This is a genomic window from Nocardioides aquaticus (assembly GCF_018459925.1).
GTDB classification, from domain to species: Bacteria; Actinomycetota; Actinomycetes; order Propionibacteriales; family Nocardioidaceae; genus Nocardioides; species Nocardioides aquaticus.
This window is the reverse complement of record NZ_CP075371.1, coordinates 2,665,787-2,678,777: the sequence shown is the minus strand read 5'-3', so window position 1 is coordinate 2,678,777 and position 12,991 is coordinate 2,665,787. Positions and strand designations below refer to the sequence as shown.

Genomic DNA, 12,991 nt, shown 5'->3' with positions numbered 1-12,991 from the left:
GCCATCTGGGGTGTGACGTGGACCACGCGGCGTGGGACGGTGGGGCGCCAGGTACGTCACGTCAGGCCCCGTGCGCGGGGCAGAGGGAGGACCACCATGTCCGGAAACCGCATCGTCACCTATCAGGGCCCCGGCGAGGTCAGCATCGAGACCGTCGACTACCCGAAGCTGGAGATCCCGAAGGAGGTGGCGGACGCGATGGGCGTCAAGCAGGCCGCCCCGCACGCGGTGATCCTCAAGCTCGTCACCACCAACATCTGCGGCAGCGACCAGCACATGGTCCGCGGCCGCACCACCGCCCCGATCGGCCAGACCCTGGGTCACGAGATCACCGGCGAGGTGATCGAGGTCGGCGACGACGTGCTCTTCGTCAAGGAGGGCGACATCTGCTCGGTGCCCTTCAACATCGCCTGCGGGCGCTGCCGGATGTGCAACGAGGGCAAGACGGGCATCTGCCTGAACGTCAACCCGGCCCGCGCCGGCGCCGCCTACGGCTACGTCGACATGGGCGGCTGGCTCGGCGGCCAGGCGCAGTACGTGATGATCCCGTTCGCCGACTTCAACCTGCTGAAGTTCCCCGACCGGGACGCCGCGCTGGAGAAGATCCTGGACCTCACGATGCTCTCCGACATCTTCCCGACCGGCTACCACGGCGCCTACACCGCCGGGGTCACCACGGGCTCGACGGTCTACGTCGCCGGCGCCGGCCCGGTCGGCCTGGCCGCGGCCTTCTCGGCGCAGCTTCTCGGTGCGTCCCGGGTGATCGTCGGCGACATGATCGGCGACCGCCTGCGCCAGGCCGAGACGTTCGGCTGCGAGACCGTCGACCTCTCGACGGACGGCAGCCTGGCCGACAAGATCGCCGAGCTGCTCGGCGAGCCCGAGGTGGACGCCGCGGTCGACGCGGTGGGCTTCGAGGCCCGCGGCCACGGCGAGGGCGCGGCCGAGGCCCCGGCCACGGTGCTCAACGACATCATGACCGTCTCGCGGGCCGGTGCCTCGCTCGGCATCCCGGGCCTCTACGTCACCGGCGACCCGGGGGCCGTCGACGACGCCGCCAAGGAGGGGCAGATCGGGGTCAAGCTCGGGCTCGGCTGGGCCAAGTCGCACGCCTTCACCACCGGCCAGTGCCCGGTCAAGCAGTACAACCGGCAGCTGATGAACATGATCCTGGCCGGCAAGGCCGACATCGCCAAGGCGGTCAACGCCAAGACGATCGGTCTCGAGGACGCCCCCCGCGGCTACCAGGAGTTCGACGCGGGTGCCGCGACGAAGTACGTCATCGACCCGCACGGCATGGTCGCCTGACAGGTCCCCCGAGGGACGCTCAGACGGGTCCGGCCGTCGTCAGCAGCTCGCGCAGCAGGTGCAGGCAGCTGACGACGGTGCGGGCCCGTACGTGCGCCCGGGACCCCCCGAGCCGCAGCTCGCGGGGCTCGTCCCCGTCGGGTCCGCTGACGCAGACGTGGACCAGACCGACCGGCTTCTCCGCGGTGCCGCCGTCGGGCCCGGCGACACCGGTCACGCTGATCCCGTACGTGGTGCCCAGCCGCTCCCGCGCCCCCCGCGCCATCGCGACCGCGACCTCCTCGCTGACCGCGCCGACGCGCTGGAGCAGGGCCTCCTCGACGCCCAGCTGGGAGGTCTTGACCTCGTTCGCGTAGGTCACGAACCCGCCCTGCAGGTAGGCCGAGGAGCCCGCCCGGTCCGCGAGCCGACCGGCCAGCAGGCCCGCGGTGCAGGACTCGGCGGTGGCGACGGTGGCCCCGCGCCCGCGCAGCAGGTCGGCCACCACCTCGTCGACGGTGCGGTCGTCGTCGGAGAAGACCTGGGCGCCGAAGTGGGCGTGCAGCGCCGCGAGCAGGGCGTCGTAGGCCGGCTGCGCCGTGGGCGCGTACCTGGTGACCACCTCCAGCTCGCCGTCGCGCAGGCAGGTGGTGACCTCGAGGTCGGCGAAGCCGTCGGCGCTCGGGCCGTCCTCGTGGGCGCGCAGCACCTCGGCGAGCTCGGCCTCGGGCGGTCCCCACAGCCGTACGGTGGCCTGGCGCAGCTCGGCGGCACCGGCCAGCGCGGCCCGCACCAGGTCGTCGGTCACCGCGTCGTCCCACATGGGGCGCAGCTCGCCCGGGGGACCGGGCAGCACCACGACCGGGGGCCGTCGCCGGTCGCGGGCGGGACCACGAGCCCGGGGGCGGTGCCGACCGGGGCGAGGACGTGGGCGCCCTCGGGGACCATCGCCTGCTTGCGCACCCCGACCGCGGCGGCCCGGCCGGGCTCGCCCCAGCCGCGCTGGGCGTGCAGGGAGGCGACGACCTCGGTGATCTGCTCCTCCAGCGCGGCGTCGAGGTGGGCGCTGCGGCCCTGGACCTCGGCCACGACCTCGGCGGTCAGGTCGTCGGCGGTGGGACCGAGCCCGCCGGTGGTGATGACCAGCGCGTGGTCGGCGGCCAGGAACCGGATCGCGCCGGCGAGGTCCTCACGACGGTCGCCGACGACCACGATCCGGCCGACGTCGACGCCGAGGAGCCGGAGCCGCTCCGCCAACCAGGGACCGTTGGCGTCGGCCACCCGCCCGGTGAGGACCTCGGTTCCGGTGACGACCACTCCCGCACGCACGACCATGCCGCGATCGTAGGCCGGGCGGCCGACACCCCCGTGTGGTCGGTCAGCCCGCGGCGTCGGCCGCCGCCTCGAGGTCGGCGACCACGATCCGCGACATCGTGAGCATCGCCCGCAGGGCGGCCTGCGCGCGGGCGGGGTCCGGGTCGCCGAGGAGGTCGTAGAGCCGCTGCGGGACGATCTGCCACGACAGCCCGAACCGGTCCGTGAGCCAGCCACACCGCGACTCCTCCCCGCCGTCGACCAGGGCGTCCCAGTAGCGGTCGACCTCGGCCTGGTCCGCGCACTGCACCGATACCGAGACGGCCTCGCTGAAGTGCGCGTGCACCGGCCCGCCGTTGATGCCGCGGAACGGCATCCCGTCGAGCACCCACTCGGCGCCGAGCACGGTGCCGTCGGGGTTGCGGGCCATCGCCCCGGCCGAGGACCGCGGGAAGATCGACGTGTAGTGGGCGACGGCCTCCTCGAGCCGGTCGTCGAACCACAGGCAGGTGCTCAGGGGCGTGTCGATGCGCGTCATGGCAGGACCGACCGTGCGGGGCCGCCGGACTCATCGGCGCACGACCCGTACCGGTCCCTAGAGTGAGCGCGTGGACTTCTTCTCCGCCTACGCCCACGGCTTCGCCCGGGTCGCGGCCTGCACGTTGCCGGTGGCGCTGGCCGACCCCGCGGAGAACGCCCGACGGGTGCTCGCGCAGGCGCGGGAGTGCGACGCCGAGGGCGTCGCCGTCGCCGTCTTCCCCGAGCTGTGCCTGACCGGCTACTCCGTCGACGACCTCTTCCTCCAGGACACGCTGCTGGAGGCCGTCACCGACGCGGTCGACGACCTGGTCGAGGCCAGCCGCGACCTGCTGCCCGTCCTGGTCGTCGGAGCGCCGCTGCGCGACGGCCACCGGCTGCTCAACGCCGCCGTGGTGATCCATCGCGGACGGGTGCTGGGGGTGGCGGCGAAGTCCTACCTGCCGACCTACCGCGAGTTCTACGAGCGCCGCTGGTTCGCCCCGGCCGACGACCGCCGCGGGGCGACGACCCGCCTGGCCGGTCAGGACGTCCCGCTCGGGCCCGACCTGCTCTTCGCCGCCACGGACGTGACCGGCCTGGTCCTGCACGTCGAGGTGTGCGAGGACATGTGGGTGCCGGTGCCGCCGTCGGCCGAGGCCGCGCTGGCCGGGGCGACCGTGCTCGCGAACCTGTCGGGCAGCCCGATCACGGTGGCCCGCGCCGAGGACCGCCGGTTGCTGGTGCGCGGCGCCAGCCACCGGTGCGCCGCGGCGTACGTCTTCGCCGCCGCCGGCCAGGGCGAGTCGACGACCGACCTGTCGTGGGACGGCCAGACCATGGTCTACGAGGTCGGCGACCTGCTGGCGGAGTCCGAGCGGTTCCCCGAGGGCCCGCGGCGCAGCGTGGCCGACGTCGACCTCGACCGGCTGCGCCAGGAGCGGCTGCGCCAGGGCACCTTCGACGACAACCGGCGCACCCACGCCGAGCGCGTGGCCGGCCTGCGCACGGTGCCCTTCGAGCTGGGGCCGCCGACCGGCGACGTCGGCCTGCGACGCACGGTCCACCGCTTCCCGTTCGTGCCCGACGACGCGGAGCGGCTCGCGCTGGACTGCTTCGAGGCCTACAGCATCCAGGTCGCCGGCCTGGAGCAGCGGCTGCGGGCGATCGGGCAGCCGAAGGTCGTGATCGGCGTCAGCGGCGGCCTCGACTCCACGCACGCGCTGATCGTCGCCGCCCGCGCGATGGACCGCCTCGGTCGCCCGCGCACCGACATCCACGCGATCACGATGCCGGGGTTCGCCACGGGCGGGACCAGCAAGTCGTACGCGACCCGCCTCGCCACGTCGCTGGGCGTGCACTTCGAGGAGCTCGACATCGTGCCCGCCGCGCGGCAGATGCTGTCCGACCTCGACCACCCGTTCGCCGGGGGCGAGCCGGTCTACGACGTGACCTTCGAGAACGTCCAGGCCGGGCTGCGCTACGACTACCTGTTCCGGCTGGCCAACCACCGCGGCGGGATCGTGGTGGGCACCGGTGACCTGTCGGAGCTGGCGCTGGGCTGGTGCACCTACGGCGTGGGCGACCAGATGTCGCACTACAACGTCAACGCAGGCGTCCCCAAGACGCTGATCCAGCACCTGATCCGCTGGGTGGCGGACTCGTCGCAGTTCGACGACGAGACCGGGGCGGTGCTGCGCGAGGTGCTGTCGCAGGAGATCACCCCCGAGCTGGTGCCGCACGCCGAGGGCGAGCAGCCCCAGTCGACCGAGGCCACGGTCGGGCCGTACGCGCTCCAGGACTTCACGCTCTACCACGTGCTGCGGCGCGGCTACCGGCCCAGCAAGATCGCCTTCCTGGCCTGGCACGCCTGGCACGACGAGACCGCGGGGGAGTGGCCCCCGGGCTTCCCCGAGGAACGGCGCACGGCCTACGACCTCGCGACGGTGCGGGCCTGGCTCCAGGTGTTCTGCCGGCGGTTCTTCGCCAGCCAGTTCAAGCGCTCGGCGCTGCCGAACGGGCCCAAGGTGAGCGCCGGCGGCACCATGTCGCCGCGCGGGGACTGGCGGATGCCCTCCGACGTCGGCCCGGCCGCCTGGCTGGCCGAGATCGAGGCGCGCGTGCCCTCCGGGGACGAGCGGTGAGCGCCGGTGCGGCCGTGCGGGTGCTGGTCGTCGAGCACGAGGACGACGCCCCCGCGGCCTGGGTCGGGCGGTGGCTGGTCGACGCCGGCGCCGAGCTCGACGTACGACGGCCCTACCTGGGCCAGGCGCTGCCGGTGGACCTGGCCGACCACGACGCGCTGCTCGTGCTCGGCGGCGAGATGGGCGCCACCGACGACGACGTCCCGTGGATCGTGCCGACCAAGGAGCTGATCGCCCGGGCGGCGGCCGACGGCGTCCCGACGCTGGGCATCTGCCTGGGCCACCAGCTGTGCACGGTCGCGCTCGGCGGCGCGGTGGTCCGCAACCCGCGCGGCCAGCAGATGGGGGTGCTCGACGTCGGGTGGGCCGAGGACGCCTCCGCCGACCCGCTGCTCGGCGCGGTCGCCGACGCCGCCCTCGCCGTGCACTGGAACAGCGACGTCGTCACCGAGGTGCCCGACGGCGCCCGGGTGCTGGCCCGCGCGCCGGGCGGCGAGGTGCAGGCCGTACGCCTGGCCCCGTCGGTGTGGGGGGTGCAGCCGCACCCGGAGGTCGACGAGGAGGTCGTCGCCTCCTGGGCGCCCTTCTCCCGCGCGGTCCACGGGGACGGTCCGGTCGACGAGGCCCTGGCCGGGATCGCTGCCGCCCGCGACGAGCTGCACGCCTCCTGGCGGCCGCTCGCGGCGGCGCTGGTCCGGCTCGCAGGCGACCGTCGCTGAACCGTCGCCGGTTCGCCGCTGATTCGCCGCTGATTCGCCGGGGGACCCGGACGTGCCCGCAGCCGGACCGCGGGGCGGCCCGGCTGCGGGACGGGGTGCCGTGGTGTCACGGCGGTCGTGCGGGACAGGTCAGCAGATGACCTTCAGCACGTAGTTGCCCTGCGCGGCCCCGTAGGACTCCACAGCGATCCGGTACGTGACGCCCCGCGAGGCGTCGAAGCTGACCCGGCTGTTGTTGCCGTTGCCGCCGTCGTCGTCCACCGCGACGGGGCTCAGCTGCTGCAGGCGGTTGCCGCGGTAGACCGCGAGGATGGTGTCGAAGTCGCTGCCGTTGGTGTTCATCACGACGGTCCGGCTCCTCGGGGCCTCCCACTTCGACCAGGCCGACTGCACCGGCAGCGACGCGGCGCCGAAGTGGGTCGGCTCGCCGGTCTGTCCGGTGGCCTCGAAGTTGTCGCCCTCCTGGACGGCGTTGCAGCGCTCGGGGGTGAGGTTGTCGGCCCGGCTGAACAGGTCGTTGCGCGGCTCGGCGGCGTGGGCCGGCACCGTGGCCAGCCCGGTCAGCAGGCCGGCGGCGAGGACCGGAGCGGTCAGGGCACGGAAGGTGGTGCGGTTCATGGCGTTCTCCTGTTGGTGTGGTCGCCGCGGGTGCGGCGGAACGGGTGGTGCGGGTGGTGGTGCGGGTCGTGCGGGGTGTCGCTGGGGGTCGGGTTGGGGCCGGGTCGGCGGAGGGTCGCGGCCCTGTCCGGCAGGTCCGCTACGCACGGCCCGGACCCGGTCCGGTCGCGGCCGGGGAAGATGGGCCGGTGCCGACGGCGTCGGCCGCGACCCGGAGGACGGCGGCGCACTCGCGGTGGCCCGAGACGGTCGCGGGGCAGGTCTCCCAGTAGCGGACCGTGGCCGCGACCTCGGCGGCGGCGTCCTCCTCGGCCCGGGCGAGGCGGAGCAGCTCGGTGCGCAGGTGCCGGCGCACCAGCGGGGGGAGGTCGCGGGTCAGGGTGTCCATCTGTCTCAGCTCCGTTCGTGTCCGGATCGGGTGGCGCCGGGTGGTGGTGGGGCGCTACGTCGATGCTGCGACCGCGCGGACGCCGGCGGTGTCCGCCCGCCGACAGCACGGACGTCGGGTGCCCGACACCGCGACGGCCGTGCCGCGCGGCCCTTGACGGCAGCCCGAGCGGTGGTTGACTGACGAGGTGGACTGGCCGCTGTTCGACGGGCTCCCCGAGGCCCAGCGACAGGGCCTCGCCCAGGCCAGCCGCCGGCGTACGTTCGCCCGCGGCGAGGTGCTGTTCCACGAGGGAGACGCCGCCGACTCCCTCCACCAGGTCAGCAGCGGCGCCGTGGCCGTCCGGGTCACCACCGCAGCCGGCGACCTGTGCATGCTGGACGTGATGGGGCCGGGCCGGGTCTTCGGCGAGCTCGGGCTGCTCGTCACCCACCGCACCCGGACCGCGACCGCCGTGGCCCTCGAGGCGACCGAGACGCGGGCACTGCCGTACACGAGCTTCGACGCGCTCCGCCGTGCCGACCCGTCGGTGGACCGGATGCTCACCCAGCTGCTGGCCGAGCACGTCGACCGGCTCAGCCACCGGCTGCTGGAGGCGCTGTACGTCGGCGTGGACCGCCGGGTGGCGCGGCGGCTCCTGGACCTGGCGAAGGTCTACGACGACGGCGCCGGCGGGCCGGTACGCATCCCCCTCGCGCAGCGCGAGATCGCCGAGCTCGCCGGTGGGTCGCGGGCGACCGTCAACGAGGTCCTGGGGAGGCTGGCCGACCAGGGTGCGGTCTCGCGGGGACGGGGCCAGCTGGCCGTGCTCGACCGTGCGGTGCTGGCCCGCCGGGCGGGCCTCGACGACTAGGACGCGACGTGCTGTCGGCAGGCCGACGTCCGGGGTGTCGGCCGGGCGACAGAGCGTGGGAGACCCCGGTGGCAGCGTCGGAGCACCGGGGCGTGCCGACCGGTCCGTCCCGGTCCGCACGCCCGCCACCGAGGTGCGTTGACCTCCCCTCCCGAGCGGCCTACCGTCGTCCCGAGGGGTGGTCCCCGTGCCCGACCCCCGGGAGAAGAGCCATGAAGCTCCGCAGAACCGTCGCCGCCGGCGTCGCCTCCACCGCACTCGCCGCTGTCGCCGCAGCCGTCCCGGTCCCGCCCGCCGAGGCCCGGTGGAGCTTCCACGACTCGGCCGTGGGCGAGGTCGTCGTCGCGCCGGACGGCGCCACCCGCGCGGACACGTGCCGGGGGCGGCTGCGTGCGGTCGCCGGGTGGGCCACCTTCGTCGACGTCGGGGGCGGCCAGGACCCCGCGACGGTGCCGGTGCCGCCCGACGCGTTCTCCCCGGTGAGGTACCAGGTCTGGGAGGCCCCGGCCGGGTTCGACGGCTTCGACTCCGCGTCCCTGGACCAGGACACCGGCGGTGTGGTCTTCACCGACGCCGAGGGGGTTGCCCACCCGGCCAGGCTCGCGGGGTCCGCGACGACCCCCGCCCGGAGCGCCGTGGAGACGCCCAGACCGGCGGGGGGCGACCCCGGCCGCAGCGACAACTACGTGTTCACCACGGCGCCCTTCTCGGTCGCCCTGACCGGCGTCCGCACCGGTGACCTGCTCGGGCTCGCCCCGCGGGGGTCGGGCGGCGGGATCTTCGTCGAGCTCCGCGCGGTCGACTGCGGGCTGCCGGTCCGCGGCGCCCGGGTCGACCTGCTGCCGGGCTCGACCGAGAACGTCGTCCAGCCCCACGTGGCGGCGGACCTGCTGCCGGTCCGCATCTTCGGCAGCCCGCGCCTCCAGGTCCGGCAGCTCGAGCGGGTCCGTCTCGGTGAGGCCGCCCCGGTCGCCGTCCGCGCCCCCCGCGATCATGACCGGGACGGGCGCGCGGACCGGGTCTACCTCTTCGCCCAGGGCGACACCGACATCCAGTGCGTCGACCGCGGCGTCGTGGTCACCGGTCGTGCCGGTGACCGCGAGCGCATCTCGGCGCGGAGCCCGATCGTCACCGCGGGGTGCTCGGGCTGACCCGGGGGGTCCGGCACCGCCGGTCGAGAGGCGGCGAGGAGCAGGCGTGGACGTGACAGCGCTGGCACCGGCGCGGTGCTTCGCCCACGACCTCTTCGTCGAGGGCACCACCCTGGTGCAGGACACGACCACGATGGCCGTGGACCTGGCCGGGTTCACCTCGCTGACCGAGCGTCTGTCGGTCTGGGGCAGCCACGGCACCGAACGGCTCAGCCAGGTCCTGCGCGGCTACTTCGAGGGCGTCACCGACCTCGTCGTCGAGGCCGGCGGCGACGTGGTCGCCTTCGGCGGCGACAGCCTGTCGATCCTGTTCGACGGGCCGCCCCGGACCACGGTGCGGGCCGCGCTGGACGCAGCCCAGCGGGTCCAGCAGCTCACCGCCGCGACCGAGGCCGTCGCCGTACCCGGGGGCTCGCTCAGCCTCCAGGTACGCCTGGGGGTGGCGCGCGGCGCGGTGGCCACCGCCGTCGCGCGGTCGGGCGGTCGGCTGCTCCCGGTGCACGTGGGGCCGGGGCTGGACCTGGCCCACGCCGCCCAGGAGGCCGCAGCGACCGGGTCGGTCGCGGTCGACGGCTCCGCTGGTCCGTGGCGGTCCGGGGCCGCAGCGACCGGGCCGACCCGGGTGGGTCCGAGGCTGACCGGGACCCGGCTGACCGGGGCCCGGCCGTCGGGGACGCGTCCGGCCGTCGACGCCCTGCTCCCGGCGGCCCTGCTCGAGCGGCTGCACCGGGGGCGGGCGCTGGAGGGCAGCCACCGGACGGTCACCGTGGCGTTCGTCCGGTACCCACCCGTCGACCCCGGCGGGCTGCGTCCGTTCCTCGACCGCGTGGCCACGCTCGTCGACCTCGTCCTCGCCAGCGGTGGCGAGGTCGTCCAGGTCTCGGGCGGCGACAAGGGGGTGCTGGCCATGGTCGTGCTGGGAGCACCGGTCGCGCACTCGGACGACCCGGCCCGCGCGGCGCACGCGATGGTCGAGCTGCGGCGCCACGAGCCCCAGGTCGCCGTCGGGATCGCCACGGGTCCGGTGTTCGCCGCGGTCCTCGGCTCCACCACCCGGGTGTTCCCGACGCACACCGGCCTCGTCGTCAACGTCGCCGCTCGACTGGCCCAGCACGCCGAGGCCGGGCGGATCCTGGCCGACGACCGGACCTGGGAGGTGGCGGCGCCACGCCTGCGGGCCCAGGGGCGGCCCCGGCGGCTCGCGGTCAAGGGCTGCGACGCCCCGGTGCTGGTCCACCCGGTCGCGGGTCGGCGACGTGCCCGGTCCCACCCCGCGGCGGAGCCGCTGCCGCTCCTGGTGGGGCGGCGGTCGGAGGTCGCGCGCGTCGAGCAGCTGCTGGACGGTGCCGCGGGGGACGGGGAGGCGTGCTCACGCTGCAGGGCCCGGCCGGCATCGGGACGTCCCGGGTCGCCCGGGAGGCCCTCGACCGCGCCCGGACGCGCGGCTTCGTCCCGGTGCACGTGGATGTGGCGGACCATCCGCGGGGACGTGCTGCCGGCGTCTGGCGGGACCTCCTGGGCGGGTTGCTGGGCATCCGTGGCGGGTCGGCGCGGTCGGTCTGGATCGAGGCGCTCGCCCGCGCGCTGCCCGACCTGCCGGACCACGCCGCGGTCCTCGGGCCCGTCCTCGGGCTGGGCGCCGGCGCGACACCCCGGCCCCTCGACCCCGAGGCCGGGCAGCTGGCGCCGGAGCTGGCGCAGACCGCCGTCGGCCGTGTGCTGGTCCGCCGCTCCCGACGCCGCCCCGTGGTCGTGGTCGTGGAGCACGCCGACCGGCTCGACGAGGTGTCGGTCGGGCTCCTGCACGAGCTGGGTGCCTCGGCGGGCCGGTGCGCGGCGGCGCTCGTGGTCACGTGGGGCTCGGAGGAGGGCCCGGTCCCCTCGGCGGCACCGACCGACGTGGTCACCCTCGCCCCGCTCGACCCCGACGAGACCGGCCTGCTGGCGGAGGAGGCGTGGCGCCGGGCCGGCGGGGGCACGCCGCCGGCCTGGCTGGCCGGGATCGTGGTCCCGCACGCCGGGGGCAACCCCCTGGTCGCCCAGGCGTCCGTGCACGCGCTGCTCGGCCGGTGGCGGCCGGGGGAGCCGCCGCCCGCGTCCGTGGTGCTCGCCGGCCCGGTCGCGGGAGTCGTCGCGTCCCAGGTCGACCGGTTGCCGGTGCACGCTCACGAGCTGCTGACGGTCCTCGCCGTGGCAGGGCGTCCCTGCGGTCTGCGGCTGCTGGCCGACCTCCTCCCCGCGGCTCGTGACGTGGCGGACGTACGCCTCCTGGCGACCCGGCTGAGCGCCGACCGGCTGGTGACCAGCGCCGACGGCCCCGACGAGACGTACCGGATCGGTCACGACCTGGTGCGGCGCGTGGTCCACGACGCGACGAGCCATGCCGAGCGCGAGCGTCTGCATCGTGCGTTGGTGGACCGGCTCGTCGCCGCGGACGCGGACCCGGTCGAGGTCGCCGAGCACGTCGAGCCGCTGGCCGACCCGGTGCTGGGCAGGCGGTGGTACCCGCTCGCCGCGCGCGCCGCACGAGACGGCTGGGACCCGACCGGCGCGCTCCGGTGGCTCGAGCGGCTCAGGCCGCTGGTGCACGGCCCCGCGCTCGACCGGGTCGAGCTGGAGGTGCTGGAGGTGCTCCTGGTGGCCGGCCGGGCGAACGAGGTCCTGGAGCGGTTCGACCTCCCCGTCGACGACAAGGGTGCGGCGGGTGCCGGGGCCGGCGCGGTGGCCCCGGGGACGGGTGACCGTGGCCCGGTCGGGCGGCGGCTCCTCGTGCTCGCCGAGGCCTCGTACGCGTGCGGGCAGCTGCACCGTACGGAGCAGGTCGCAGCCGAGCTGATGCGGCTGGTCGACGGCACCGACGAGGCGCGCTACCAGCGGGCCGGCGAGCTGCTCGTGCTGGCGCGATGCCACCAGGGCGACCTGGAGGCCGCGCTGGTGGCCGGCCGTGCGCTCACCGCCCGGGCCGAGGACGGCGCGGACCCCGCCGCCCGGGCGAGCGCCTCGGCGGCGCTCGCCGTGGCCCTGGTGCTGTCCGGGCAGCCGGGGGCCGCGGCCGAGCGCTACCGGGCCGCGCTGGTCGCGGCCACCACGGCGCGCGACGTGGTCCGGCAGGTGCACGTGCTGAGCGACCTCGCCGGGTGCGAGTACCTGCAGGGCAGGCACCAGGAGTGCGTGGAGCTGATGACGCAGGCGCGGGGGAGCGCCGACACGATCGGCTACCGGCGCCACCTCCCGTTCAGCCTCAACAACGAGGGCCAGCTGCGCGTGGCTCTCGGCGACCCCTACGCCACCGCGTGCGCGTCGGCGTCGGTGCAGCGCAGCCTCGAGCTGGGTGACCTGTCGGAGGCCGCCGACGCTCTCCAGACGTGGCTGGGCGCCACGCCGTCGCTCGCCGCCGATGCCGGCCTGTGGCGCCGCCTCGTCGAGGTCGACCTGCGGCTGGGGCGGTGGCTCGAAGCCGCTGCCGAGTGGGCCGAGCTCGCGGTCGTGCTCGCGCGGTCGGGCCGGTACGACGCCGCCCGGCACGCGGCGCGGGAGGCCGACGGCGCCGATCCGGGGCGCAACCCCGCCGACGTCCGCCGCCGGACGACTCTCGCGCGGCTGCTGGCCGACGCGCGCGACCCGGCTCGTTCCGGGGCCCCGAACCGGCAGCTGGTCCTCGACGGACTCGACCGGCTCGTCCGCGGTGCGGCTGCCGACGAGCGCGAGAGCGCCGAGGTCGCAGTCGAGCGCTGGCGGCTGTCTCGTACGCCCGCGACCCGGGCCGAGGCGGTGCGGTCGGTTCAGGAGGCGTACGCCACCGAGCCGTCCGCGGTCGTCCGCTCCTGGTTCCGGCTGCTCCGGGAGCCGGCGCCGCCCGCCCCCGACCGCCTGCCGCCCCCGGTGGGCATCCCCCGGGGCCGCCACACGCGCCGCGACCTCGAGCAGGCGTTCGCCGACGTCGAGGCCGCCGTCGCCGAGGCCGCGGCGCCCTGAGCCGACCGCCCCGGTGGTCGAGGAGC

11 protein-coding genes and 1 pseudogene are annotated in these 12,991 nt (G+C 75.8%); 7 read left to right on the top strand and 5 right to left on the bottom strand.

All coding sequences use genetic code 11. The annotated features are described in order from the left end of the window. The first annotated feature begins 96 nt into the window (after positions 1 to 96). Positions 97 to 1,308 carry a formaldehyde dehydrogenase, glutathione-independent gene (fdhA, locus tag ENKNEFLB_RS13015; RefSeq protein WP_214055808.1) on the top strand — a complete coding sequence of 404 codons (1,212 nt, stop codon included), beginning with the start codon at positions 97 to 99 and terminating at the stop codon, positions 1,306 to 1,308. Between the two features lie 19 nt (positions 1,309 to 1,327). On the opposite strand, the gene ENKNEFLB_RS13010 is transcribed toward fdhA, so the two are convergent. Genes ENKNEFLB_RS13010 through ENKNEFLB_RS13000 form a run of 3 tightly spaced genes read right to left on the bottom strand, consistent with a single transcriptional unit; the run spans position 1,328 to position 3,139 of the window. Next, positions 1,328 to 2,110 carry a nicotinamide-nucleotide amidohydrolase family protein gene (locus ENKNEFLB_RS13010; protein ID WP_214055807.1) on the bottom strand — a complete coding sequence of 261 codons (783 nt, stop codon included), beginning with the start codon at positions 2,108 to 2,110 and terminating at the stop codon, positions 1,328 to 1,330. Beyond that, on the bottom strand, positions 2,092 to 2,622 hold the full coding sequence (locus tag ENKNEFLB_RS13005) for a molybdopterin-binding protein (protein ID WP_214055806.1): 531 nt from the start codon (positions 2,620 to 2,622) through the stop codon (positions 2,092 to 2,094). The genes ENKNEFLB_RS13010 and ENKNEFLB_RS13005 overlap by 19 nt, the downstream gene beginning before the upstream one ends. Before the next feature lie 43 nt (positions 2,623 to 2,665). After that, positions 2,666 to 3,139: a VOC family protein gene (locus ENKNEFLB_RS13000; RefSeq protein ID WP_214055805.1), complete on the bottom strand. Its 474-nt coding sequence runs from the start codon at positions 3,137 to 3,139 to the stop codon at positions 2,666 to 2,668. Positions 3,140 to 3,209: 70 nt separating this feature from the next. On the opposite strand from ENKNEFLB_RS13000, the gene ENKNEFLB_RS12995 reads away from it, so the two are divergent. Further along, complete coding sequence (locus ENKNEFLB_RS12995; RefSeq protein WP_214055804.1) at positions 3,210 to 5,261, top strand: NAD(+) synthase; 2,052 nt, start codon at positions 3,210 to 3,212, stop codon at positions 5,259 to 5,261. Beyond that, positions 5,258 to 5,980 (top strand): type 1 glutamine amidotransferase, encoded by a 723-nt coding sequence (locus ENKNEFLB_RS12990; protein ID WP_214055803.1) that lies wholly within the window; start codon positions 5,258 to 5,260, stop codon positions 5,978 to 5,980. The genes ENKNEFLB_RS12995 and ENKNEFLB_RS12990 overlap by 4 nt, the downstream gene beginning before the upstream one ends. A gap of 129 nt (positions 5,981 to 6,109) precedes the next feature. Here ENKNEFLB_RS12990 and ENKNEFLB_RS12985 read toward each other — a convergent pair whose 3' ends face one another. Together ENKNEFLB_RS12985 and ENKNEFLB_RS12980 are read right to left on the bottom strand one after the other, a co-directional pair. Continuing rightward, positions 6,110 to 6,598, bottom strand: a complete 489-nt coding sequence (locus tag ENKNEFLB_RS12985; protein ID WP_214055802.1) for a hypothetical protein — start codon at positions 6,596 to 6,598, stop codon at positions 6,110 to 6,112. Positions 6,599 to 6,737: 139 nt separating this feature from the next. Further along, positions 6,738 to 6,986: a hypothetical protein gene (locus ENKNEFLB_RS12980; protein WP_214055801.1), complete on the bottom strand. Its 249-nt coding sequence runs from the start codon at positions 6,984 to 6,986 to the stop codon at positions 6,738 to 6,740. A 187-nt stretch (positions 6,987 to 7,173) separates the two neighbouring features. Here ENKNEFLB_RS12980 and ENKNEFLB_RS12975 point away from each other — a divergent pair, with 187 nt between their 5' ends. The 4 genes and pseudogenes from ENKNEFLB_RS12975 to ENKNEFLB_RS12965 all read left to right on the top strand — a co-directional run bounded on the left by ENKNEFLB_RS12975 (position 7,174) and on the right by ENKNEFLB_RS12965 (position 12,965). Then, on the top strand, positions 7,174 to 7,839 hold the full coding sequence (locus ENKNEFLB_RS12975) for a Crp/Fnr family transcriptional regulator (protein ID WP_214055800.1): 666 nt from the start codon (positions 7,174 to 7,176) through the stop codon (positions 7,837 to 7,839). 212 nt (positions 7,840 to 8,051) lie between these two features. Next, the gene (locus ENKNEFLB_RS12970; protein ID WP_214055799.1) at positions 8,052 to 8,990 is read left to right on the top strand and encodes a Sec-independent protein translocase family protein; all 939 of its coding nucleotides are present in this window, start codon (positions 8,052 to 8,054) and stop codon (positions 8,988 to 8,990) included. A 133-nt stretch (positions 8,991 to 9,123) separates the two neighbouring features. After that, positions 9,124 to 10,143: pseudogene (locus ENKNEFLB_RS23200) on the top strand (adenylate/guanylate cyclase domain-containing protein); the annotation flags it as partial. Next, positions 10,140 to 12,965, top strand: coding sequence for an AAA family ATPase (locus ENKNEFLB_RS12965; protein WP_420830553.1), 2,826 nt, complete (start codon positions 10,140 to 10,142; stop codon positions 12,963 to 12,965). The pseudogene ENKNEFLB_RS23200 and the gene ENKNEFLB_RS12965, both read left to right, overlap by 4 nt. Positions 12,966 to 12,991: the final 26 nt, after the last annotated feature.